The organism is uncultured Maribacter sp. (genome assembly GCF_947495965.1).
Classification (GTDB): Bacteria; Bacteroidota; Bacteroidia; order Flavobacteriales; family Flavobacteriaceae; genus Maribacter_B.
Window position 1 is genome coordinate 122123 of record NZ_CANMBB010000004.1, and the last position, 23496, is coordinate 145618.

Below are 23496 nucleotides of genomic sequence, written 5' to 3' on the forward strand. Positions count from 1 at the left end.
GATTTATTTGTTATTAAATATTGGTTGTATTCTTGGGATAAAAATCATTATAAATAATGCCGATATAATATGTAGAAATGCTACTATAATAAATACAGGAGAATAAGAAATAGTGTCTACTAGCCAGCCAATAATTGGAGTAAAAAGCATGGCACCAAAACTACCTGCAGAACCAGTAATGCCCCAAATGGAAGCGGCATCTTTTTTGGAAAAAACATCAATAGGTAAAGTAAATAAAGAAGATTGTTTAAACTGCGTAGCAAAAAGTGAAATACTAATAAGTGCAATTGCTATGTATGGAGACTCTACATATAAACAACCTAACACGGGAACAACTAAGATGGCACCAATCCATAACACCCATTTTCTAGAAGCGTTTAAGGAAAACCCTTTGGATATTAATTTTTCACCGGTCCAACCACCAATAAAGCTACCTATATCTGAAAAAAGGAAAGGTATCCAAGCAAACATTCCAATTTCTGTTAAACTAAAACCCTTTTCATCTGCTAGCCATGATGGTAGCCAGAAAACAAAAAAGTAAAATGCCCCGTCTGATATAAATCTTGCTAATGCTAAACCCCAGACTTCTTTATACTTAAAATAATGTAGCCAAGGCAGTTTTTCGTTTTTTTGTTCTACTTGCTTTTCTGCTTGAATTAGTCTTAATTCTTCTTTAGATATTCTAGGATGCTCTTCAGGTTCATAGTAAATCCAACGCCATAAGAGTAGCCATAAAAAACCTAGAGCACCAGTTACTACAAATGCCATTTTCCAGCCAAAAGAAAGAATAAGCCAAGCTAATAATGGAGGGGCAATTATAGCGCCTAAACCAGGCCCCATATTTAAAATACCAACAGCTTTGGAGCGTTCCTCTTTTGGGAACCATTCGGATATGGCTTTCATTCCTGCGGGATAGTTGCCAGCTTCTCCTATTCCTAATAAAAATCTAAAAATACCAAGGCTTAGCATTCCTTTACCAAATGCATGTAACATATTTGCAATAGACCACCAGATAATAGCTAGAGAAAATCCTTTTTTTGTTCCTAAAACATCAATTAACCTGCCAGAGATTATTTGCATAATAGTGTAAGACAATAAAAAGGCACTTACAATCCAGCTATATTGTTCGTTAGAAAGGTTTAAATCTTTACGCATGACAGGAGCAGCAACAGAAAGAGCTTGCCTATCTATATAGTTAATAGTTGTAGCCAAAAAGATGGTTCCTACAATCCACCAGCGAAGATTTTTTTGATTTTTCATTATTAAAAATCATTCTTTTTTTCTCCAAAATTTCTATACTTACCTAAAAATAATAAGGGAAATGAGCCTGCAAGAAACGCAATCATGGCATAATATAAAATAGTATCATAACTACCAGTAGCAGTAAAGAATTTGCCAAAAATTACAGGTCCAAAGCCAGCTCCCATAGCAAAAAAGCCATATAAAAACCCGTAGATAGCAGCGTAGTTTTTCATGCCAAAATAACGAGAAACTAAATAGGCCATAAGATCATATTCTACACCAGCTCCAAAGCCTAAAATAACAACAGCAATAAGTGCATTTGTATAGGATAAATCTGCTCCTTGTAAAATATAACAAGATATGGCTGGTATACTTAATAATACAAAAGCCACGGCAGGAGCCCAAAATCTATCTATTAAATAACCTCCAAGCAATCTACCAACTAAAACTGCGTACCCAATAACACTTGCTAAGATAACAGCATCACCAGTATTAAAACCTTTAGTAGATAACATGTTTTCTAAATTTGGTATAGGCCCACCAACTGCAAATGATATTAAAATAAAACAGAAAGCTAGTAACCAAAATTTCCAATCCTTAAAGGCCTCTTTTACAGTCATTCCAGAGTCGTTATTTTTTCCATGGTTTGGAATTTCGGCACGTAATTTGGCAGCTTTTTTAGCTACTTTAGGGTCATTAATATCTCTAAAAAAGAAAAATGCAAGAGGAAGGGCTATTAGTAAGGGAAGTAGACCAACACCTAGGTATGCAGTTCTCCACCCAAAATTTTCAATCAATGAAAATGCATAAAGTTTTGCAAATGCACCAAACAAGCCAGTACCAAGTAAGGAAAGCCCTAGAGCTAAACCTCTATTTTCATTAAACCAGTTATTTATAGCACGTGTCCATGTCATTGGTAGCGTTCCTGCTCCTGCAAATGCCATTAATCCCCAAAGTATATAATATAAAAGAGGAGAACCGTTATTAAAATTAAAAGAAATAAAAATAAGTCCAAATAATAATAAAGAGCATAGAGCTGTTTTTCTTGCTCCAATTTTATCTGCTACATAACCAATTAATGGACTAGCTATTAATGCCGAAATAGTGAAAACCGTAAGTCCTCCCATTACAGTATCCATTCCCCACCCAAAATTTTTAGTTAATGGAATAGCAAATACACCTATGGTATAAAATGGTAAAGGAGACATTCCTAATCCAATACCAAAAGTAGAAGATAATATTACTGGCCATCCATATTTAAATTCTTTAAGGTTAGAAAATTTCATAGTTTATCTATTTAATTAGTAGTTCATTTTTTATTTAAAAAGCCTTTTTTCACGAAAAAATTACTCAATTTCCATCAAAAACAGGTAATTAGATTAGTTTTTTTTATTTTGTTTACTAGTTTTTAAGCAACACTTTTTTTGTTTTAAATATCTGACAATTAATTAATTGCAATGCTTTTAAGAGTGTTTTTTTAAATTGTTAGACCAAAAATTATTTATAAATTTAATGATTAAGTATGTTAATTATTAATAAAATTAACTATTTTTATGAAGTAAATGCAAAACACCTGACTTATAAATAAATTAATATGAAGAATTATGAATTAAAATTATTTCCTAAACATACAGGGATTTGGGAAGGTACATATAGAAGAATAGGAGCAGACGGAATTCTGATAGATCAATGGAAAAGTAGACTTACAATTAGATTTTTACCCGATGGAAGATACCATCAAGTAAATCAATATTTCTGGGAAGATGGTTTTGAAGAATGCTTAGATTTTGGAATAAATAGTTTTAATGATAAAGGAGAGCTAATTTTTGAAAATCCAAGATTATCAGGAAAAGCATGGGAAACTGGTAGGAGTGTGGTTCTTATTTGGGATTATAAACACAGACCAGGAATGACTCTTTTTGAACAAATAGATTTAATAGGCAATGACGATCATAGAATAAGAGTTTGGAAATGGTCCGAAAAAGATACCTTCAATGGTGTAACCATGATTGAAGAACGTAAAGTTGCTACAGAAGAAGAAATAGACCCTCAATTCTGGGTAGACCTTCCTAACAAAAGAACAAACGGACAAGCTTCAAGATCTGATAGTTAATTTCTAACATCAGCTAATAAAATTTAAAATACTCATAATATGGGAATGACCATTACTGAAAAAATTATGGCCCGCAATAGCGGAAGAGACCATGTAGTGCCAGGAGAATTAGTGTGGACAGATGTGCATACAGTAATGACAATGGATTACCTTGGTAAAACTTGTTTTGATAAATTTAGATCCCTTGGTAAAACCGAGGTGTTTAATAAAGATAGGGTAATATGTGTGTCGGATCACTTAGTGCCTCCTCCAAACCAAAAGTTTGCTACAATGTTAAACGAGTGGAGAGAGGTTGTAAAACAACATGATATTACTAATTTTTATGATTTAGGTAGGCAAGGTATTGCACACCAAATTATGGTAGAACAAGGCCATGTACTTCCTGGAACAATAAGTATTGGGACAGATTCTCATGCAAATACATATGGTGCCGTTGGTGCCGTTGGTAATGCAATAGGAGTTACTGATGCCGCTGTAGCTATGGCTACTGGAAAAGCATGGTTTAGAATTCCAAAAACAGTAAAGTTTCATGTTACAGGAAAGTGGCAGCCGTGGGTAATGGCAAAAGATTTAAGTCTTCATATTATGGGGATGATGCATTGGAATGGGCATTTATTGTACAAGTCTATAGAGTTTACTGGACCAGCAATTGAAAGTTTAAGCATGGCAGGTAGAATGACACTGTGTAATATGACGGTTGATTTAGGAGCAAAAAATGGAATTATAGCTCCAGACGCAATAACCCAAAGATATTTAAAAGATAGAGCTATTGGAGATTGGGATATGATAGCTAGTGATGCTGATGCAGAATACGATCAAGTGTATACTATAGACATTTCTGATTTAGGGCCAACAGTTGCTATGCCTGGAAAGTTAGATGATACAGTGCCCGTAGAAAAACTTATTGGCACCAAATTTAATAAGGCATTTGTAGGTACATGTACTAATGGTAGGTTAGAAGATATTGCTACAATTGCAAAAATTTTGAAAGGGAAACAAGTACATAGAGATGTAAATATGATTTTAGTGCCTGCTAGTCAAACCGTTTATTTGCAGGCATTACGTGAAGGTCATATAGAGACTTTAATAGAAGCAGGAGTAGCAGTAGATACTCCAAGTTGTGCTGCATGTGCAGGAATACATACTGGTGTTGCAGGTGATGGTGATATAGTTCTTAGTGCAGGAAATAGAAACATGACAGGGCGTATGGGAAGTAAAAAAGCAGAAATTTATTTAACATCGCCAAGTGTGGTTGCAGCATCTGCTTTAACAGGAGTAATTACAGATCCAAGAACTCTTAGTATATAAAGAATTATGAAAAGACGCTCCTTTATACAAAAAACAGGAATAGCTGGGTTAGGTGTAGCGCTAAGCCCTTTGGCTTGTACTAAAACCAAAGCTTTAGATACAGAATTCCTTATTTTGGGAGGGGGCTTATCTGGTCTTTATTTAGCATATCTACTTGAAAAAGAAGGAAGAGATTATATTTTATTAGAAGGTAGTGGTAGAATTGGCGGAAGAATGTTTACGCGCAAGGATATTAATAGAGATGTAGGAGGAAAAGGTATTGGAGATGGTTATGCAGAAGTCATGTCTCTTATTAACGAATTTAATACCGAGATGATAGATATAACGGATTATATGAATTCGCCAACGGCAATCTATAAAGACGGTGTATTGCATAATACTTGGGACAGTAAAGAACCAAACCCAAGAATGCTACAGTATATAGCATTTGGTAAAGAAAAACAATTAGGAGCGTTAGACGAATGGTATAAAAGACCAGAGTTAGATGAGGTTTATAGTAAAGTTTTAAAACGTAATGGTTTATCTGAAGCAGATTTAGATTTGGTAAATATTACTGCTAATTATAATGACGTTAGGGAAACTTCTGTTATGAATGCCTATCATAGTAGTGCTTTTAGAAAATATAATATCTCTAAGAGAGTACTTAATTTTAAAGGAGGAACAGCTCCATTTATAGAGTCTATAGCAAAAAGACTTAAAAAACCAGTTTTAAAAAATAAAATGGTTACTTCTATAGATGATTCTGGAGAGAGTGTTTTGGTTACTTGTAATGATGGTACAAGTTATAAAAGTAAAAAAGTAGTTTCTACATTGCCTTTTTCTACATTGAGAGATGTAAAAATGAACGCTAGTTTTAATACCAATCAAGAAAAGGCTATTCAAAATTTAAACTACACCAAAATTACTCAGATTCATTTAGCACATAGTGAACTTTTTTGGGAAGAAGATGGTAGCCCCGCTGCAATGTGGACAGATACTCCTTTAGAACGTGTTATGAATTTGAGCTCTCATAGAGATGAAAAACAAATTGCTTGTTGGGTAAATGGGACAGGAACTACTTTTTTTGATACTATGTCAGAGAAAGAAGTTGCAGCGTATACCATTAAAAAAATGAGTGAGATACGGCCAGCATCAACAGGAAAAATAGAATATTTAGGAATGCAAAATTGGGGGAAATATAAATATAATAAAGGAGCATACGCAGAATTTGGTGTAGGGCAAGCTGCTTGGTTTATAGATATGATAAAACCCGCGAGTAATTTACATTTTGCAGGAGAACATACAGCCCATATGTCAAGGGGAATGGAAGCGGCAGCGGAATCTGCCAAAAGAGTATTTTTTGAATTAATTAATTAAATTATAAAATAATGATAAAAGGAAAATGTTGGGTAGCAGACGATTATGTAATGGCCTACGATATTATCATTCAAGAATATTGGACATCTGCAATAGACCCTGCCGAAAATAGTAAGTGGGTAATGGCTGGTGTAAAAGAAGAGTTTAATAAGGAGAATGCATTTAAAGATGCCGGTTTTACTTTTATCGTAGCTGCGCATAATTTTGCAGGAGGTGGTAAATCTATAGAACATGTTATTACTGGCCTTATGGGAGCGGGAGTACAGGCTGTATTTGCAACAAGTTTTGCAAGATTACAGTTTCGTAATGCTATAAACTACGGATTACCATTTGTTACTTGTGATGATATTGATAAGGGGTGTGAAACCGGAGATGAGCTAGAATATAATCCAGAAACAGGTATAATAACAAATATATCTAAAGGAGCCTCTTTTCAATCTGTTCCTGCAGCACCTTTTGTTGCAGAGGTAGGTAGCGCAGGTGGCTTAATGAATTATGTTCGTGAAAAAATAGCTAAAGGAGAACCAATAGAATAAGGTTATGAAAGAGAATAGACTTAAAAAAAGAATAGAAGATGGTAAAGTAGGTTTTGGTATAATAGGACCTACAGTAGACCCTACTATTTGCGAGTATGTAGGCCTTACTGGTATGGATTTTTATATGATGGATGGAGAGCATGGAGCTATTACGGCATCAGAAGTTACCAATATGGTACGTGCATGCGAGTTAGTAAATACCACTCCATTAGCAAGAATTAGAAGCGTAGATACTAAATTAATTCTTCAATATATGGATGCAGGTGTTATGGGAGTAATGATGCCAAGTATTGATACTGTTGACGATGTTAAAAAACTGGTAGAAGCAATTAAATACCCACCTTTTGGAAAAAGAGGTTTAGGTCCTGTTCGTGCGGCAGATTATATGCAAGGGAGTATGAGCCAAGCAGAATATGTAGAGTATGCAAATAAGCAAACATTAGTATTACCGCAGATAGAATCTTTAGAATGTGTAAAGAATTTGCCAGAATTGTGTAAAATTGATGGAGTTGATGGGTTTATTATTGGCCCTAGAGATTTAGCAATGTCTATGGGATATTATGATGGACCGGGACATGATGAGGTAAAAAAACAATTAGATGAAATTTTTGAAACCATAAACCAATCTAATAAATGGTTTGGTACTGTTGCTGGTAGTGCAGCACAAGCAGAAGGATTAATAGAAAAAGGAGCTTCTTTTATCATGAACTCCGTACAAGGTCTTATCAAGGTTTCTGGAAATGCTTTCTTAGAAGCAAGAAAATAATTTGTAATACAAATACTACAAATTATTATTCCGTGTTAATAATAAAAGTTTAATCCTTAAATAGAAAATATGGCAGCATTAGTCGTTTTATTTAATCTAAAAAATAATGCTTCACAAGAAGCTTATGAAAAGTGGGCGCAAACTACAGATGTTCCAACAGCATCTAGCATGTCTTCAGTAGATTCATTTAAAGTATTCAAATTAGGAACCATAATGGGTACTGATAATACATCGCCTTTTCAGTATTGTGAGGTATTAGAAATTAATGATATGACAAAATTAGGAGAAGAGGTAACATCAGAAACGATGCAAAAAGTAGCAGCACAGTTTCAAGAATTTGCAGATAATCCTACGTTTATTATATCAGAACAAATAGCATAGTATATGTATAATCTAAAAGGCAAAACAGCTGTTATTACAGGCTCGGGCAAGCAAGGGGCAATAGGAGAGGCAATTGCAATAAAACTTGCAGGAGAAGGCTGTAATATTGTTATTTCGGATATAGGGGTAACTAAAGGAGAACAGTTTAGTGAAGAGCATGTTGGTACCACAGAAGAAATGGATACTATAGTTGCGAAAATTAAAAAGCTAGGAGTAAACGCAGTAGGTATTTCTTGTGATGTTCGGATAGAAAAGCAAGTAATGCAATTAATTAAAAAATCTAAAGAAGCTTTTGGGACTGTAGATATTTTAATTAATAATGCAGGTATTGGGTATATAATGGAATCTTTTACAGAATTCAAGGAAGAGAGCTGGGATGCTGTTTTAGATGTGAATCTTAAAGGAGCTTTTTTATGTTCTAAACATGCTGCTTTACAAATGATAGAACAAGGAAATGGCGGTTGTATTGTAAATATTGCAAGTCAAGCAGCTAAATCAGGTTTTCCTTTTGCTGCAGCATACACAGCATCTAAACACGGAATGATTGGCTTAACACGTTCTAATGCCGTAGAATTAGGAGCATATAAAATTAGAGTAAATGCGGTTTGCCCAAACCATATTACTACAGGTTTAGGGCATTGGCAAAACAAGTTTTTTAGTGATAAAATGGGGTTAGACTATGATAAATATTTACAATCTATTGTAGATAAAAACCCATTAAAAAGAACAGGTTTAGTAGAAGATATTGCAAAGGCAGTAGCTTTTTTAGCATCCGATCAGGCAGATTATATAACTGGAGAGGCTATGAATGTAACAGGGGGAGAAGAATACCATTAAAAGAAAAATGTATAATGTAGTGTTGGTTATTTAATTTACTTTCAAAAGAGGTAAGTAATGCAATTATCAACCTACAATAGAACTTACTACAATGAAATTAGGAATAGATATAGGCGGAACATTTACAGATTTTGTGTTGTTTGAAGACACAAGCAATCAACTTTATTTTGCAAAAACACTAACAACATACCCAGACCCTACAGTTGGTATTTTTAATGGGATAAAAGAACTAGAAGCTAAGTTTGGTTTTCCAGTAAAAAAGATAGATGCTATTGTACATGGAACAACTTTGGTTACTAATGCAGTAATAGAGCGTAAAGGAGCCAAAACAGCATTTATAACAACCAAGGGTTTTGAAGATGTTTTAGAAATTGGTCGTGAAATGCGTTATGATATTTACGATATCTTTTTAACCATGCCCAAACCATTAATTCCTAGAAACCTTAGAATGGGAATTTCTGAAAGAGTAGATACGCATGGTAATATACTAACAGAATTAGATGAAACACATTTACAGCCTTTAGCAAAAGCTTTAAAGGACAATGGTATAGAGGCAGTTGGAGTTTGTTTATTAAATTCTTTTGCCAATACAAAACATGAAAAAGTACTAGGAGACTTTTTAGCCAAAAATGTACCAGACGTTTATTACAGTCTTTCTTCTGAGATTATGCCAGAAATTAGAGAGTATGAACGTAGTTCGGCAACGGCAATGAATGCTTATGTGCAGCCTATTACAGATAAGTATTTAAAAGATTTTGAAACACAATTGCGAGAATCAGGCTTTTCTGGAAACATAAATATTATGATTTCTAGCGGAAAATTAACCACTATAGATGGCGCTCGTAAATCGCCAATTCATTTATTAGAATCTGGCCCAGCAGGAGGAGCAATGGCAGGTGTTTTTTATGGAACACATTTAGAAGAAGAGAACCTACTTTGTTTTGATATGGGAGGTACCACTGCAAAAGCCTGTGTAATTTATGAAGGAAAACCAGAAATTACCAACCATTTTGAAGCTGGTAGAGTAAAACGATTTAAAAAAGGAAGCGGACTTCCAGTGCGTATTCCAGTAATAGACTTAATAGAAATTGGTGCTGGTGGTGGTAGTATAGCAAGAGTTAATAACATTGGGTTATTAACCGTTGGGCCAGATAGTGCATCGTCTACCCCAGGTCCTGCATGTTATAATTTAGGAGGAGAAGACCCAACCGTAACCGATGCCGATTTAGTTTTAGGATATTTAAATGCAGATTATTTCTTAGGTGGCGATATGCAATTAAGTGTAGATGCCGCTAGAGAAGCAATACGTGTTAAACTTGCCGAACCTTTAAATATTTCTATAGAAGAAGCAGCTATGGGAGTTCATAAAATTGTGAATGAAAATATGGCAAATGCCGCTAGAGTTCATGTTTTGGAAAAAGGAATGGACCCTCGTCATTTTAATATGATAGGTTTTGGAGGTGCAGGACCAGTACATGCTTTTGGTGTAGCAAAATTATTGAATACAAAACGATTAATTATTCCTGTTGGAGCAGGGGTAACTTCTGCATTAGGATTTTTAGTATCTCCCGTGGCAAGCGAAAAAATACACAGTTTTATTTCAGAAATAGAAGAGATAGATTGGAAAGAAGTTAATAGCTTTTTGGAGAATATGGAGCAGGATGGCTATAATTTCTTAGCACAATCTGGAATAGATAAAAAAGACGCTACTGTAGAACGCGTTGTAGAAATGCGTTATAGTGGGCAAGGACATGAAATTACCATAGAAATTCCAGAAGGAGAATTAAGCGAAAATTCTATTCCAGAAATAGAAAAACGTTTTGTTAAAGAATACGAATTTAGGTATAACCGATCTATAGAAGGTATGTCTTTAGAAATGGTAACATGGCGTGTAGTAGTGCAAGGGCCAATTCCGCAAATGAAAGTAAAACAATTTTCTACCACGGCAACCGATGCAGAAGCTTACAAAGGAGTTAGAAAAGTGTATTTTGAGGAAACAGGCTATTTAGATTGCCCTGTTTATGATAGATATGCACTTAAATCTAACGAAAAGTTTGATGGACCAGCCATAATAGAAGAAACAGAAAGTACTACGGTTATAGGGGTTAATAGTTCTGTACATGTAGATAAAGACAAAAATATAATTATCGATTTACATCATTAATTATGAGTTATGATATTCTAATAGTAGGGGCGGGTACAGCAGGAATGAGCTGTGCTATTACTGCAGCAGAACGGGGACTCAAAGTTGGGGTAATAGAAAAAGCGGATTATGTTGGCGGAGCATTACACTGGTCTGGCGGTCATATGAGCGCTGGCGGTACGCACTTACAAAAAGAAAAAGGGATTGAAGATTCTCCAGAAAAACATTTAGCAGACATTTATAGAATTAATAGTAAATCTGGAGATTTAGACCTTACAGAAAAAGCAGTTTTTGAAGCCCCAAAAACGATTCAATGGTTAGATGATTTAGGAATGGAATGGGCGCCAGAATGTCCTAGAATTATATATGGTCATGTAGCTTATGAAACTGCAAGGACTATTTATGGCCCAGAAAAAGCATTAAGTATCTATAAAGTACTTCTTCCGCAATGGGAAAAATATGTAGCAAACGGAAGTATAGAAATTTATTTTAACACCTCATTTTCTGGACTAAGAAAAACAGGAAAACGTTTTGACGGAGTTTTATGTATTACTCCTGAAGGAGAAAAAATATATGAAGGAAAAAACATTGTAATTACTACAGGTGGTTATGGTAGTAATCCTGCTTATTTTAAAGAAAAACATGGCGATATTCCTTTGGTAAGTAGTGCTCATCCTAATGCCACAGCAGACGGACATAAAGTAGTAGAGAAAATAGGAGCCACATTTAGATTAGGAAATTTTCATTTACCTAGTTTGGGTGGTATGGAAGAAGTAGCAGGAAGCGGTCGTGTAGATTTTAATAAAGCTTGGGCAATGGTATTAACCTCTATTTACCGCCAGCCTAGAGATATATATGTAAACGCACATGGTAAAAGATTTATTAGAGAAGATGAGGTAAGTCCAGAAACAAGAGAGCTTACTGTAATGCAACAACCAGATTGGAGTTTTTGGATAATTTTTGATGAAAAAGCTTTGGTTTCTATGGACAATAATGGAAACCACAATCCTATTGTAATTGGTTGGACTGTAGAGCAAATGAAAGAAGAAGCATTAAAAAATAGAGCTTTAACTATGGCTAATACTATAGAAGAATTAGCAGAAAAAACAGGGCTTCCTTTAGATAATTTAGAAAAAACTATTAAAGAATACAACCAAATGGTAGCTACTAAAAAAGACCCCGTTTTTTGTAGAACTTATTTAGAAGACCCAATTAAAGAAGCTCCGTTTTATGCTTTAAAAGTACATGCCTCTGTACTTGTAACCTTTGGAGGTATTAAAGTGAATAAAGAATTACAAATTGTAGATACAAAAGGAATACCTATGGAAGGTTTATACGCCGCAGGAGAATTTTTAGGACTTGGAGCAACAAGTGGAAGTTCTTTTTGTAGTGGTATGGCAATTACCCCTGCGTTAAGTTTTGGAAGGCTTTTAGGAACAACTTTAAGCTAGTTTTTTTCAAAGTTTAACATTCAAAATAAGATTACTAATCAAAAATTAGTTAACTTAGTTAACTAATTGTAATACATGTTAATTCATGCAAACAAAAACAACATTTGATCCAATAGCGCTGAGTATTCTTTGGTCTCGGCTAATAAGTATAGTAGATGAAGCAGGAACAACCTTGCAGCGAACATCATTTTCCACGGTAACAAGAGAATCCAATGATTTTGCAGTAGTTTTAATGGATAGGAAAGGAAGGTCTATAGCACAATCTAGTGTTTCTGTTCCTTCATTCTTAGGAGTATTACCTATGCTTACAAAGGCTTTATTGGCAGATTATTTTCCGTTAGAAACATGGAAAGAAGGAGATGTAGTTATGACAAATGACCCATGGTTATGTGCTGGTCATAAACCCGATATTGGTATCGTTTCCCCAATTTTTCATGAAAATAAATTAATAGGTTTTATTGGCACTATTGCACACTCTCCAGATATGGGAGGCGTATTGTGGGGAGCTGGTTCTAGAGATTTATATGAAGAAGGGCTAATGGTTCCCCCGACCAAACTTATAGCAGAAGGAAAGCCTAACCATACATTATTCAATATTTTAGAACATAATGTAAGAGCGTCAGACCAAACTATAGGAGATATTAGAGCGCAAATTGCAGCTAATGATCAGGGAATAAAATCACTGATGAAATTGATGGAGGAAAATAACTTAGGTGACCTTCAAGATCTAGCAGATGCAGTTATTAACGCATCAGAAAAAGCCATGAGAGAAGCATTGTTAGCGGCTCCAGATGGCAGCTATCAATATAGTTATGATACCGATGGTGATGGTAGAGGAAATGGTTGTCATTTTGAAATTACAGTCACTATTAAAGGAGATGAAATTCATGCTGATTATGAAGGTACTTCTGGTGCACACCCGCTAAGTATTAATGCGGTACTTAACTATACGTATGCTTATACGGCGTATCCTATTAAGTGTACTTTTAGTCCAGATGTTCCAAACAATGATGGTTCTTTTTACCCTATAAAAGTTACCGCACCAAAAGGGTGTTTAGTAAATGCGCAGAAACCGTCTCCACTTGGGGCTAGGAATATTACTGGTAATATGTTGCACTCGGTAGTTTTTGGGGCATTAGCAAAAGCAGTTCCGGAACAGGTACAGGCAGATTGCGGAAGTGCGTGTTGGTGTATTGTATTAAATGGAGAACATAAAGGAAAAGAGTTTGTAGAATACTTCTTTTTAAATGGAGGATATGGTGCAAGGCCAACTATGGATGGAGAGCATGTACTTAGTTTCCCTACTAATGTAGCAAATGTACCTATTGAAGTTTTAGAAACAGATATTGCAGTTTTGGTTACCGAAAAATCGTTAGTACCAAATTCTGGCGGAGAAGGAAAGTATAGAGGAGGTTTAGGGCAACGTTTTAGCTTTAAAAATGTAGGAGAAAATGCTTTAAATATATCGTTACTAACGGAAAAAACACAAACTCCTGCTAAAGGAATTTTATTAGGTCAGGATGGGCAAATGGGAGCAATGGAAATTATTCCGCATAGAGATTTTCCGCCTAAAGGATTAGATAAATTACATCCAGGAGAAGAATTAATATTAACACTCCCAGGAGGAGGAGGTTATGGAGACCCAGCACAACGAGATAAAGTGTTGATAGAAGAAGATAAAGCATTAGGATATATAAATTAAGAGACATGGCAAAGAATTTACCACCAGTTTGGAACAAAATAGCAAAACATGCTATGATGCCAGAAACAAATCATGACGAGAGAGCTAGGTATAATTTCCTAGCAAGTTTAAATAAGCATTTGGCACATGTGTCGCAAGGCAATAAAATGGCTTATGAAAAAAGGGTAGAGCCAGCTTTTAAAGCAAAAAATGGTCGTAATATAGCATCTGTAGAAGAATTGCAAGAAGCCATAAGTAAAGATTCTCATTACCAAATATGGTCTTCTTTACGAAGAAGTACTATGGAAATGAGACAACAAGCTGGGCGATCTATTGTGTTAAGACAGGCGGAAGAATTAAGAGATAAAGCAGAGGGGTTTAATAAAGGAAAATCTACCTTAGTATTAGACCCTAATTGTAAAGTTCCAGAATACTTATTGGCAGTAGATAACCATTTAATGCCAGGTAGTTACCATACCGAATTAATTGAGGGAGACGTAACTCCTGCAGCAAATTACGATTCTGGTATTTTTGTTACTACCGCTGGTTTGTTAGGCAGGTATAATGATGGAGGCGGTAAAGCAATAACAAGTTGGGTAAAGAAAACGTACCCAGACTTTGCTCCAAAAAGAATTTTAGATATTGGTTGTGGCATGGGGCATAATGTATTACCAATAGCAAGAGCCTTTCCTAATGCCGAGGTAATTGCTATAGATACAGGAGCTCCAATGCTACGATATGCGCATGCTAGAGCATTAGATTTAGGAGTAACCAATGTTACGTTTATGCAAATGGATGCTGCAAAAACAATTTTTGAGAATGAATCTTTTGATTGGGTCCAATCCACTATGTTTTTTCATGAAACAGGAGGTAAATCTATATATAAAATAATGAATGAAGTTTACCGTCTTTTAAAACCTGGGGGACTTACCTTACACATAGAACAACCTCAGTATACCAATGATATGACCCTGTTCGAAAAGTTTATTAGAGATTGGGATGCTCTAAATAATAGTGAACCTTATTGGTCTAAAATGCATGATATAGAGCCTATAGATTTAATGCAAGCATCTGGTTTTAGAAAAGAAGATTTTATGCAAATAGGAGCAAAAGCAGAAAACGATTTGGATGATGGCACCCAAAAAGCAGAGGAACCAGAAGATCATGGGCGCTCTCCTATATGGAATGTTTTTGGTGCAATTAAAAATTAAAAAAGAATATTATGATCGATCATATAAAATTAGCATCTAGTAAATCTAAAGGCAAACGCCCGTATTTTCATGAGGATCCTGCGGTAGAACGTGTATTAAATATTACCATGGCAATTGCAGGAGAGTTAGCGGTAATGCGGGAACGTATGGATACTATGGAACGTTTATTAGAGAAAAAAGGACTAGTATCCCAAGAAGAAATAGATGCTTATGTACCAGAAACTAAAGAAGAAGAAACGCAAAGGCAAGAGTGGCATAGCGAGTATATTTCTAGAGTACTACGTATAGTACAACAAGAAATGGAAGAATTAGAAAACCCTGATAAGTCTATTGCCGATATTGCTAATGATATAGATAAAATGTAATGGCAGAACTACACGATAGAATTACTAAGTTTTTTAATGCTATTATTCAGGAGGATATAGAAGAAATAAGAAATGGGTACTGCCAGGATGAGAAAACTTATGTAGTATTAGAAGGACCACGTTACAGTACTAAAGGATTTTCAATGATAGCTAAAGGTTGGGAAGATTTTACGGTTTCCCCTATTGCTATGACTAAAATTGTTTGGACAGAAGGTCCTTTTGAAGAAATTGTAGGCGATATGGGGTGGATTAGCGGTATTACAGAGCTATATTTAAATGTAGGAGGTAAAGAAGTATTTAACACTTTTAGAACATCTTTTGTATTTAAAAGAGAAAATAATGATTGGAAAATTCGTCATGAGCATGTTTCTGCTCCACACCCCGATCCATATGGTGTTGGAGATTGGTTAAAAAATTAAACCATCAAACTTAATTATATGAAACCCATTAAGAAAATAATAATAACCCTAATTTTTTTAATGGGTTTTTTAGTAGGTAATAGTCAGCAAAAAAAAGAAAATAAGGGCTCTAGTTCTCCCGAAATGGTAGAAACCTCAAAAAGTACTATTAAAAGGCTAGCTACTACAGTAGAGCCAAATAGAAAATTTTCTTACCCAGAAAGAGAGTTAGATTATCTTATGCATATTTGGAAAGGAGAGTATGACAATGTAGAGCAGTTAGATTTTGATAAAATTCAGAAATTAGAAGATACTAAACATGATAGAGTTCATGTCTCTGTAAGTCAATTTCAGAATTCTAATTTTGGCGTTGGAGCAGTGTACATAGAAGAATATAGAGAGGATAATAAGAACTTAATTACAAGGCAATGCATATATCAATTAGTGCCAGATGATGCAGAAAATGCTATTAAAGTTAAGGTGTATCATTTTAAAACAAAGAAACCAATACTAGCAAAAGGAGATAGTTTTAATGAGGTGTCTAAATTAACACCAGAATCTTCTCTATTAGAAAAAGGGTGCACTATGCTACTTAGAAGGGAAGGAGATGGGTTTGTTACAAAAACTATTGCTAATTCTTGTACAGATAAAGATGCAAAAGAGTATCAATTTAGTATAACTGAAAATGCATTTAATTTTAGTGATGATAAGCAAAAGAGTGCTTACCAATTAGAAAAAGCGCGTTGTTTTACTTGCATGATAGATTTTCCGAATGATACAAATGGAAGATCTACAGTTACTAATCATTATATAGATATTTTAGATCAAGGAGGATCTTTTAAGTTTACCTATCCGGATGGTCGTAATATGCTGCTTGGAATGCGTAATACTTGGTCTTTTGGTATGCACAGAGAAACTTTTGTAATCTATATTTTAGACCAAGAAACAAATAAAACTTTAATATATTCTTGGGGTAACCCAGGTGCAGATCGTATTGGTTTTAACCCAGGATGGATTCGTGTTCAATGCGATTTAAAAACGCCTCGTAATGTAAAAATGCAACAGGAATTAAGGCCTGGTTCTTAATGTTTACTTTTCATTATGCTTACGTTCCTTTTTATAGCTTGCATAGGTGCTTCTTCTTCCTTTCCAAGGTCTTTCCTCTTCAAAATAATTGGGTTGTACTTTAGAAACATAATCTAGCATAGATGCGGGTATTTCAGAAATATCTACTATTTTTTTACCAGTAGCGCGCCACATTACAAATCCAGGTTTTTGACCCATATGTAACCAAGGCTCCCAGGAGTTTATTGCTGTCCAGAAAAAAGTCTGTTCGCAGGAATCTTTTTTAGGATTAAAAAGTTGTTTTGCATCTGTAACATAAGTTGTAGAAGAGCCAAAATGCATTTGTTCTCCTGCAGATGAAATTGGCCATTCTTCAGGTTGTAGCGGATTTTTAAAACTTGCAGAGCCAGATTCATCTAGCCAAATTTGTTCTCCAGATTGCACCCAATTCTCTTTATAGGGTTTAATGGTTTCTCCAGATAAGATTCCGTCTGGGGTATATGTTGTTTTACTGCCCCCGCCATACATAAAATGAAAAGGTTTTATAATCTTATTGGTATAAGGATTTTTCCAAGTATCTAGAACTTTGCCAGTTTCTATATCTCCAAAAAAACCTAAATCAAAACTTTCTTTAGTATAGTTTTTTTCTTCTTTTTTCCAGTTACTTTTAGCTAAACCTTGTAAAGTGGTTAGTGGTTTAGGGGCTTCACCAGGAATTATACCCCATAAATGTCCAGAAAACCAATTGTATATGGTAGTAGGTTTTAGGCTTCCCATTAAACGAATATGTAATTTAAAAAGATCTTCTTTAGAAAAGGAAGTACTTAATTCTCCTTTTTTTTCTGTGTTAGGAGTAAAAGAAGAAGCTAAGCCTATCCCAGGTATAGCGGCAAATGGTAAAACCGAAGATGTATTTAAAAAGGAACGTCTACTTATTTTTTTTATATCTTTTTTCATACTGTTAAAAATTAATTCTCTTAAATATATTTAAATAATTAATATAATTAACAGTTAACTATGTTAATTATTTTGTATCTTGTTGATGTAATGTCGAAATGAATGCATCAACTAAAGACAATTTTAGAAGTAATTTACAGTGTAGGAGACATAGATAAAGTGACTAATTTTTTCTGTGACTATGGTGGGTTATCTGTTATTGGAAAATACAAGACTAATACATCTGTACTTAAATTTTGGAATCTAAAAGAAGAGGCAACAGCAGACGAAGTTTTAATTCAGTTTAATAAACACACTTCGGGAAAGTTACGATTGGTGAAATTTAATAGTGTATCGCAAGAAATTATTAGGTCTTCTCAAAAACCATGGGATACTGGAGGCATTATGGATATTAACTTGCGAGTACCAGAAGTAGCTAAAACTTTTAATGAAATAAGAGATTTGGGTTGGCATGGTTTAAGTGATCCATTGTTACAGACCATGGGTCCTTTTAAATTATATGATATTTTAATGCAAGGATATGATGATATTATTGTTGCATTTACACATAGAGTAGAACCGCCTTTAGAATTGCCAGAGGGTTATAAAATACCTTCTCATATTTACAATTCTTCTTTAACGGTAAAAAATTTGGAAGCTTCTAGAGCTTTTTATGAGAATCAGTTAGGTTTCACTTTGTTAAATGAGTATCAAGTAAAGAAAGATGAACCTATTGAAAATATGTTTGGTATTCCTATGAACATGATTACAAATGTTACCTGTAAGGCAAATATTTTTTCATTAGACGGTACGCGAGATGTAATGTTTCAATTATGTGAGTTTGATGGTGTAGAGGGTAAAGATTTTTCTAGTCTGGCTATTCCTCCAAACAGAGGGTTGTTGATGTACCGTTGTGAGGTAGAAGATATAACATCTTATTATAATACTCTTTTAAAGAAAGAAGTAAAAATACATTCTTCGTTACAGGAAGTAATAATAGAACCATATGGCAAAGTAAGTTGCTTTGCACTATTAAGTCCAGATGGGGTATGGTGGGAATTTTTAGAGAAAACTAATTAAAAATGATAAAAATGAGAACAAAAATTACTTGGTTATTAGGTGTTGTGTTTACAGTTGGGTTACAAGCTCAAGAAATGACATTTGAAGGAGAAAAAGCTTTAGAGATAAGGCAAAAAACTTCTTGTAGTACTGTGGAAGAAGGTAAGCCTATGTATAGTATGTGGGAGGGTCGTATATACAGTCGTGTACAAGGAGAGAAAGACCGTCATTTATTTAATGTAATAGGGTTTAATGTTAGGCAATGTGATTGTGTAGAAGATCCGGTTAGAGGAAAAGGTTTTAAACTAGTAGGAAGAGAAATAATGATGTATCTAGACCCAGAGACAAACGAAATAATAGATAAATGGAAAAATCCGTGGACAGGTGAAGTTGTAGATGTGGTTCATGTAGCAAATGATCCAGTGAATATGAGAAATACTGTTTATGTTAATGATAAAGATGGTAAACCAACACTAAAAACAGGTTTTAGAAAGTACGGCGAAATTAGTGTTACCTCTCATGAAGTTCCTTTGTTTTATAAAAACCCGCTTGCCGGAGATTATCAAAAATATGTCGGAGGCACCTACCATGCTATGGAAATATTTAATACGTATTATAAGACCGAAGAATTAACTAACCCCAAAATTAAGAATATTAGCCAGTCTAATATATCATGGCAACGTATGTCGCAATGGTTACCATGGATGGAGATGGGAAGCCGTCCTGGGTGGATTATTGCCAATGCAACAGGTAAAAGTGTCTTAAAAAAAGATGAGATTTGGTCAAGATTACAAAAAATATTAGACGAGCGCTATCCAAAATATAATACTCCGCCTGCTATGGATGATAAAAGGCCAAACGAAACCTCTTGGACCGTTTTTAAAAAGTATATAGAAGATAAAGAGGATAGTAAGACACAAAAATAATATTAAAAATGGCAGCATTAAAACAAGGAGATAAAGCACCAGACTTTAAATTAGTTGGCACTAATTTAGAACCTATTACATTAGGTAATTATAAAGGAAAGAATGTAATACTACACTTTTTTCCTTTAGCGTTTACTAGTGTTTGTACAGAACAATTATGTACTGCTAATGGAGAGGATAACGACTATGCTTCTTTAAATGCAGAGGTAGTAGGGGTGTCTGTTGATTCTCCTTTTGTTTTGGACAAGTTTGCTAAAGAAAATAATTTAAAATTTCCTTTAGGGTCAGATTTTAACAGAAAGGTAAGTAAAGATTATGGTGTTTTATTCGATGGCGATTTTGCAGGAATGAGTGGTTTTTCAATGCGTTCTGCGTTTGTAATAGATGGGGCGGGAGTAGTTCGTTATGCAGAAATTACCGATGGGAAAACACTTCCAAGTTTTGTTAAAATTAAAGAGACATTAGCTGGTTTATAGTTTAAAATAAATAAAGTATTAGCTTATGAGAAAATATCTTTTAATAGTAATTATACCAGTATTATTTTCTTTAAAAAGTAATACTATAGAAGAGATAAAATCTTTTAAAGATTGTAAAAGCTGCCCAGAAATGATAGAAATTCCAGAAGGCTCTGTTTATATTGGTTCCCATGAAGAAGAGATTGGAAGAAAAAAAGGAGAGCGTAATAGGGTAAAGGCGACTATAGAAAAACCTTTTGCTATTGCAAAGACAGAGGTTACTCTAGCACAGTTTAGAGTATTCATGAAAGAATCTAAATATAAATCTAATGTGCCAATACGTAACGGAGAACCTTTAATTGGGTGTAACTATTATGATGGTAAAAGTTATGGTTATATAGCATCGCATAACTGGGAAAATCCTGGATATCCGCAACGCGAAGATGCTCCTGTAGTATGTGTAAGTTGGAGTGATGCTAAAGCATATTGCGATTGGTTAAGTAAAAAAACAGGAAGAGAATATAGAGTGCCTTCTACAGTAGAATTTGAGTACGCTACCAGAGCAGGAAGTTCTAGTCCTTGGTTTTGGGGAACAGATCCAGAATTAGCCTGTGATTATGCTAATGTTGGGGATCGTACTTTTTCAAATCAATTCCCTACGAGGCCTATATTTCCTTGTACAGACGGTTATGTGTTTACATCTTCAGTTGCAAAATTTAAGCCAAATGCCTTTGGTTTATATGATATGATTGGCAATGCTTGGGAATGGACAAATGACTGTTTTAAGAACAACTTAGATGATGCTCCCATAGATGGCTCTTCTTATCTAGGAACAAACGAAGAATGTGTTTTTAGAACACCAAAAGGAGGAAGCTGGATTAGCGGTGTAGCGTGGGGAAGAACAGCGGTACGCTCCAGAGATGGCGCAGATTATAAAAGTTTTATGTTAGGATTTAGAGTAGCAGCAGAAATTAAAAAATAATTAAACAGTATAAAATATGAAAACAATAACTAGTCTTTTTTTTATCATAAGTATGATGGTTACTTGTTATGCGCAAAACAAATCTCTAGACTCTCTAGAAACAGAGTTAAATAGTATCATGAATATTTGGCCAGGAAAGTATAACAATGATAAGCAAATTGCAAAAGTAAAAGAAGAAGGGGGAGATGTTTGGTTGTTAGATGATACAGGTAAAGATGGTTATTTACAAATAGAATCGCATTATGTAAAATTAAATAACCCAGCTATTGGTGAACATGTATTATATGTAGAAGAATATAGAGACCACCAACCAGATAGTACATATCGCCAACGTATTTATACCCTTACAAAAGATGATAGTTTAAACATTATTCGTGTTAAAATGTGGCCTTTTAAAGATAAAAAAAAGTATGTGGGAGCTTATAATAACTCAGAATTACTAAACTCAATAACTGCAGAAGAGATAAGTGCATACCCAGATAAATGCGATTTATTAGTTAAGAAAGAGGACGGTAAATTTAATATGTATATGAATGGAACAGACTGTGCTTTTGGAGATAAGTGTTTTAATTATCAGGTATTATTAAGTGAAAATATTTTTAGTTATCGAGATAAAATAACAAAACTATCTACTGGAGAAACAGTTTCAACTGCAGCTAATTATGCATATCATGATTTAGATAGAATTAAGTAAAAGGAGTAAAGAAAAAGATTATGAAAAAAACAAAAATAGATATTCCAACTGGCATAGGAGAAGGAGCTATAACAGGGTATATACATACTGCAACGTTATGTACGGTAGATTTAGATACCTACAAACATTTTTATGGCGATGTTATGAAAATGCAGATAGATGCTGTTGCTTTAACCAAAGATGAAAAAAATGCACAACGTTTATTTTGGCATATTCCATCAAATATTGATTATGATATATACCATTGTTATAGAGCTACAGTCCCAAGTTTAATACAGTTGCGAATTATTCATTTAAAAACCGCTACACCAAAAATTCATAATAGCTATAGTTCCTATGAAACAGGCTCTTTTTCATTAGGTTTTCCAACATCTAATGCAAAGAATATGGATAAAAGAATGCAAGAATATAATGTTCAAGCAATGGCACCAATGCAATTAGGAGATATTGTAAGAGCAGATGGCGAAAAAGGGCAATATCTTGAAACAATTTATAAAGGGCCAGATTATTTGCATTGTGTAGGTATAGAGCGCGTAAATTTTCCGCAATTAGCACCTTGTGATCCTGCAGATGGTTTTGGAGGGCCGGGATATTCTGCTTTTGTTGCAAAAGATTCAGATGCTGAGGTTGCATTTTATACCGATGTGTTAGAACATTACATTCTTTTTGATTCGGTTTGGGAAGCTGCAGATGAAGGAGCCTTAGGGGTGAAAGCAAATACGCCATTTCGTTTTTGCGGTATTTATGCTCCAGAAGCAAAGCAAAACCACTACCTTCTTTTAGATTTTAAAGATGGTAATATGGTAGATACCGGAGTACAAAGTTGTATTCCTAATCAAGGTTTAGGTATGTATTCGTTCCAAACTACAGATATAGATAAGGTTATGGCTAATGCTGTAAAAAATGGTATTACAGTTAAATCGGAAATTCAAGAAATTTCCGATTATATTTTAGGAGACGGAAAAGCCTGTGTCTTAGAAACGCCGAATGGATTATATGTAGAAATTTTTCAACAGCATTAAATGAATTCAATATTAAAGAAGTTTGCAAATATACTCTGCGGTACGCTAGACAATAAAGCACAAATAGAAGCTGAAATTTCCGAAGGGAAGCAGATACACCCGTATGCAAAACATGTAACGGATGTTTGTGACCATCGTATAATAAATAGACCAGAGGGGCATCCTGGAATATACATTTTAGAGGAAAGTTATTACGTTAAGCCAGGGCAATCGGAAACAGAAATTAAACCACTATTTTTTTATATCACTGTAAAAGGAGATACTTCGGTTTTATTACATTCTATGCAAGTTCCACTTCATATGAAACCTGAAGAGGTTATTAATACCAATGACGATTTAGTTTTTGATTTTAACGAATTAGAAATGAGACCTTGGGGGCCTGCAGAATATACTTGGCATGAAGACAAACAATGTTTCACCGTAGATCATGAAGGTCCCATAAATGGAATCTCATTTAGATTAACCGAAACTTTAAAAGAAGGGGAACTTTTTGTGATGGAGTTAGTACATAAAGACGGTGTTAAACTAACCCCATATAATACACCTATACACTATATAAAAATATAACT

General features: G+C 34.4%; 24 protein-coding genes. 21 read left to right on the top strand and 3 right to left on the bottom strand.

All coding sequences use genetic code 11. The features are described from left to right. Positions 1–3: 3 nt before the first annotated feature. Positions 4–1260: an MFS transporter gene (locus tag Q0820_RS10010; protein ID WP_298487487.1), complete on the bottom strand. Its 1257-nt coding sequence runs from the start codon at positions 1258–1260 to the stop codon at positions 4–6. A gap of 2 nt (positions 1261–1262) precedes the next feature. Beyond that, the gene (locus tag Q0820_RS10015) at positions 1263–2528 is read right to left on the bottom strand and encodes an MFS transporter (protein WP_298487488.1); all 1266 of its coding nucleotides are present in this window, start codon (positions 2526–2528) and stop codon (positions 1263–1265) included. 308 nt (positions 2529–2836) lie between these two features. Between Q0820_RS10015 and Q0820_RS10020 the strand changes: the two genes are divergently transcribed. The 14 genes from Q0820_RS10020 to Q0820_RS10085 all read left to right on the top strand — a co-directional run bounded on the left by Q0820_RS10020 (position 2837) and on the right by Q0820_RS10085 (position 16874). Continuing rightward, the gene (locus Q0820_RS10020) at positions 2837–3355 is read left to right on the top strand and encodes a DUF3598 family protein (RefSeq protein ID WP_121065116.1); all 519 of its coding nucleotides are present in this window, start codon (positions 2837–2839) and stop codon (positions 3353–3355) included. Positions 3356–3394: 39 nt separating this feature from the next. Next, entirely contained in the window at positions 3395–4663 is a 1269-nt protein-coding gene (locus Q0820_RS10025) for a 3-isopropylmalate dehydratase large subunit (protein ID WP_298487491.1), read from the top strand. A gap of 6 nt (positions 4664–4669) precedes the next feature. After that, positions 4670–6019: an NAD(P)/FAD-dependent oxidoreductase gene (locus tag Q0820_RS10030; protein ID WP_298487493.1), complete on the top strand. Its 1350-nt coding sequence runs from the start codon at positions 4670–4672 to the stop codon at positions 6017–6019. Between the two features lie 11 nt (positions 6020–6030). Next, positions 6031–6555 (top strand): hypothetical protein, encoded by a 525-nt coding sequence (locus Q0820_RS10035; RefSeq protein WP_298487494.1) that lies wholly within the window; start codon positions 6031–6033, stop codon positions 6553–6555. A gap of 4 nt (positions 6556–6559) precedes the next feature. After that, a complete protein-coding gene (locus Q0820_RS10040) occupies positions 6560–7321 on the top strand; it encodes an aldolase/citrate lyase family protein (protein ID WP_298487496.1) in 762 nt (253 codons plus the stop codon). A gap of 69 nt (positions 7322–7390) precedes the next feature. Continuing rightward, positions 7391–7702 carry a hypothetical protein gene (locus Q0820_RS10045; RefSeq protein WP_298487498.1) on the top strand — a complete coding sequence of 104 codons (312 nt, stop codon included), beginning with the start codon at positions 7391–7393 and terminating at the stop codon, positions 7700–7702. A 3-nt stretch (positions 7703–7705) separates the two neighbouring features. Next, complete coding sequence (locus tag Q0820_RS10050; RefSeq protein ID WP_298487500.1) at positions 7706–8539, top strand: SDR family NAD(P)-dependent oxidoreductase; 834 nt, start codon at positions 7706–7708, stop codon at positions 8537–8539. Positions 8540–8630: 91 nt separating this feature from the next. Beyond that, positions 8631–10703, top strand: coding sequence for a hydantoinase/oxoprolinase family protein (locus Q0820_RS10055; protein ID WP_298487501.1), 2073 nt, complete (start codon positions 8631–8633; stop codon positions 10701–10703). Positions 10704–10705: 2 nt separating this feature from the next. Further along, positions 10706–12133 (top strand): FAD-dependent oxidoreductase, encoded by a 1428-nt coding sequence (locus Q0820_RS10060; RefSeq protein ID WP_298487502.1) that lies wholly within the window; start codon positions 10706–10708, stop codon positions 12131–12133. An 85-nt stretch (positions 12134–12218) separates the two neighbouring features. Beyond that, entirely contained in the window at positions 12219–13835 is a 1617-nt protein-coding gene (locus Q0820_RS10065; protein ID WP_298487504.1) for a hydantoinase B/oxoprolinase family protein, read from the top strand. 5 nt (positions 13836–13840) lie between these two features. Then, a complete protein-coding gene (locus Q0820_RS10070) occupies positions 13841–15025 on the top strand; it encodes a class I SAM-dependent methyltransferase (protein ID WP_298487506.1) in 1185 nt (394 codons plus the stop codon). An 11-nt stretch (positions 15026–15036) separates the two neighbouring features. After that, positions 15037–15390, top strand: coding sequence for a hypothetical protein (locus Q0820_RS10075; RefSeq protein ID WP_298487508.1), 354 nt, complete (start codon positions 15037–15039; stop codon positions 15388–15390). Further along, a complete protein-coding gene (locus Q0820_RS10080; protein ID WP_298487510.1) occupies positions 15390–15809 on the top strand; it encodes a nuclear transport factor 2 family protein in 420 nt (139 codons plus the stop codon). Before Q0820_RS10075 ends, Q0820_RS10080 begins: the two co-directional genes overlap by 1 nt. Positions 15810–15827: 18 nt before the next feature. Then, positions 15828–16874: a CpcT/CpeT family chromophore lyase gene (locus Q0820_RS10085; RefSeq protein WP_298487513.1), complete on the top strand. Its 1047-nt coding sequence runs from the start codon at positions 15828–15830 to the stop codon at positions 16872–16874. A gap of 3 nt (positions 16875–16877) precedes the next feature. Here the strand turns inward: Q0820_RS10085 and Q0820_RS10090 are convergent, their stop codons facing one another. Beyond that, complete coding sequence (locus Q0820_RS10090; RefSeq protein WP_298487515.1) at positions 16878–17810, bottom strand: DUF1838 family protein; 933 nt, start codon at positions 17808–17810, stop codon at positions 16878–16880. Positions 17811–17912: 102 nt separating this feature from the next. Here Q0820_RS10090 and Q0820_RS10095 point away from each other — a divergent pair, with 102 nt between their 5' ends. From Q0820_RS10095 to Q0820_RS10125, 7 genes are read left to right on the top strand one after another with little or no spacing between them, the layout of a single operon-like run. Further along, complete coding sequence (locus Q0820_RS10095) at positions 17913–18869, top strand: VOC family protein (RefSeq protein WP_298487517.1); 957 nt, start codon at positions 17913–17915, stop codon at positions 18867–18869. Positions 18870–18880: 11 nt separating this feature from the next. Then, entirely contained in the window at positions 18881–19774 is an 894-nt protein-coding gene (locus tag Q0820_RS10100; RefSeq protein ID WP_298487519.1) for a DUF1838 family protein, read from the top strand. A gap of 8 nt (positions 19775–19782) precedes the next feature. Then, entirely contained in the window at positions 19783–20250 is a 468-nt protein-coding gene (locus tag Q0820_RS10105) for a peroxiredoxin (protein WP_298487520.1), read from the top strand. Positions 20251–20275: 25 nt separating this feature from the next. Next, complete coding sequence (locus Q0820_RS10110) at positions 20276–21211, top strand: formylglycine-generating enzyme family protein (RefSeq protein ID WP_298487521.1); 936 nt, start codon at positions 20276–20278, stop codon at positions 21209–21211. Between the two features lie 16 nt (positions 21212–21227). Beyond that, entirely contained in the window at positions 21228–21905 is a 678-nt protein-coding gene (locus tag Q0820_RS10115) for a CpcT/CpeT family chromophore lyase (RefSeq protein ID WP_298487522.1), read from the top strand. Positions 21906–21925: 20 nt separating this feature from the next. Continuing rightward, positions 21926–22927 (top strand): hypothetical protein, encoded by a 1002-nt coding sequence (locus Q0820_RS10120; protein ID WP_298487523.1) that lies wholly within the window; start codon positions 21926–21928, stop codon positions 22925–22927. Continuing rightward, the gene (locus Q0820_RS10125) at positions 22928–23494 is read left to right on the top strand and encodes a hypothetical protein (protein WP_298487524.1); all 567 of its coding nucleotides are present in this window, start codon (positions 22928–22930) and stop codon (positions 23492–23494) included. Positions 23495–23496: the final 2 nt, after the last annotated feature.

Excerpts from the sequence above, each read along its gene's own strand:
- Q0820_RS10010 (WP_298487487.1), bottom strand. The coding sequence starts at position 1,260 with ATGAAAAATCAAAAAAATCTTCGCTGGTGGATTGTAGGAACCATCTTT.
- Q0820_RS10015 (WP_298487488.1), bottom strand. The coding sequence starts at position 2,528 with ATGAAATTTTCTAACCTTAAAGAATTTAAATATGGATGGCCAGTAATA.
- Q0820_RS10020 (WP_121065116.1), top strand. The coding sequence starts at position 2,837 with ATGAAGAATTATGAATTAAAATTATTTCCTAAACATACAGGGATTTGG.
- Q0820_RS10025 (WP_298487491.1), top strand. The coding sequence starts at position 3,395 with ATGGGAATGACCATTACTGAAAAAATTATGGCCCGCAATAGCGGAAGA.
- Q0820_RS10030 (WP_298487493.1), top strand. The coding sequence starts at position 4,670 with ATGAAAAGACGCTCCTTTATACAAAAAACAGGAATAGCTGGGTTAGGT.
- Q0820_RS10035 (WP_298487494.1), top strand. The coding sequence starts at position 6,031 with ATGATAAAAGGAAAATGTTGGGTAGCAGACGATTATGTAATGGCCTAC.
- Q0820_RS10040 (WP_298487496.1), top strand. The coding sequence starts at position 6,560 with ATGAAAGAGAATAGACTTAAAAAAAGAATAGAAGATGGTAAAGTAGGT.
- Q0820_RS10045 (WP_298487498.1), top strand. The coding sequence starts at position 7,391 with ATGGCAGCATTAGTCGTTTTATTTAATCTAAAAAATAATGCTTCACAA.
- Q0820_RS10050 (WP_298487500.1), top strand. The coding sequence starts at position 7,706 with ATGTATAATCTAAAAGGCAAAACAGCTGTTATTACAGGCTCGGGCAAG.
- Q0820_RS10055 (WP_298487501.1), top strand. The coding sequence starts at position 8,631 with ATGAAATTAGGAATAGATATAGGCGGAACATTTACAGATTTTGTGTTG.
- Q0820_RS10060 (WP_298487502.1), top strand. The coding sequence starts at position 10,706 with ATGAGTTATGATATTCTAATAGTAGGGGCGGGTACAGCAGGAATGAGC.
- Q0820_RS10065 (WP_298487504.1), top strand. The coding sequence starts at position 12,219 with ATGCAAACAAAAACAACATTTGATCCAATAGCGCTGAGTATTCTTTGG.
- Q0820_RS10070 (WP_298487506.1), top strand. The coding sequence starts at position 13,841 with ATGGCAAAGAATTTACCACCAGTTTGGAACAAAATAGCAAAACATGCT.
- Q0820_RS10075 (WP_298487508.1), top strand. The coding sequence starts at position 15,037 with ATGATCGATCATATAAAATTAGCATCTAGTAAATCTAAAGGCAAACGC.
- Q0820_RS10080 (WP_298487510.1), top strand. The coding sequence starts at position 15,390 with ATGGCAGAACTACACGATAGAATTACTAAGTTTTTTAATGCTATTATT.
- Q0820_RS10085 (WP_298487513.1), top strand. The coding sequence starts at position 15,828 with ATGAAACCCATTAAGAAAATAATAATAACCCTAATTTTTTTAATGGGT.
- Q0820_RS10090 (WP_298487515.1), bottom strand. The coding sequence starts at position 17,810 with ATGAAAAAAGATATAAAAAAAATAAGTAGACGTTCCTTTTTAAATACA.
- Q0820_RS10095 (WP_298487517.1), top strand. The coding sequence starts at position 17,913 with ATGCATCAACTAAAGACAATTTTAGAAGTAATTTACAGTGTAGGAGAC.
- Q0820_RS10100 (WP_298487519.1), top strand. The coding sequence starts at position 18,881 with ATGAGAACAAAAATTACTTGGTTATTAGGTGTTGTGTTTACAGTTGGG.
- Q0820_RS10105 (WP_298487520.1), top strand. The coding sequence starts at position 19,783 with ATGGCAGCATTAAAACAAGGAGATAAAGCACCAGACTTTAAATTAGTT.
- Q0820_RS10110 (WP_298487521.1), top strand. The coding sequence starts at position 20,276 with ATGAGAAAATATCTTTTAATAGTAATTATACCAGTATTATTTTCTTTA.
- Q0820_RS10115 (WP_298487522.1), top strand. The coding sequence starts at position 21,228 with ATGAAAACAATAACTAGTCTTTTTTTTATCATAAGTATGATGGTTACT.
- Q0820_RS10120 (WP_298487523.1), top strand. The coding sequence starts at position 21,926 with ATGAAAAAAACAAAAATAGATATTCCAACTGGCATAGGAGAAGGAGCT.
- Q0820_RS10125 (WP_298487524.1), top strand. The coding sequence starts at position 22,928 with ATGAATTCAATATTAAAGAAGTTTGCAAATATACTCTGCGGTACGCTA.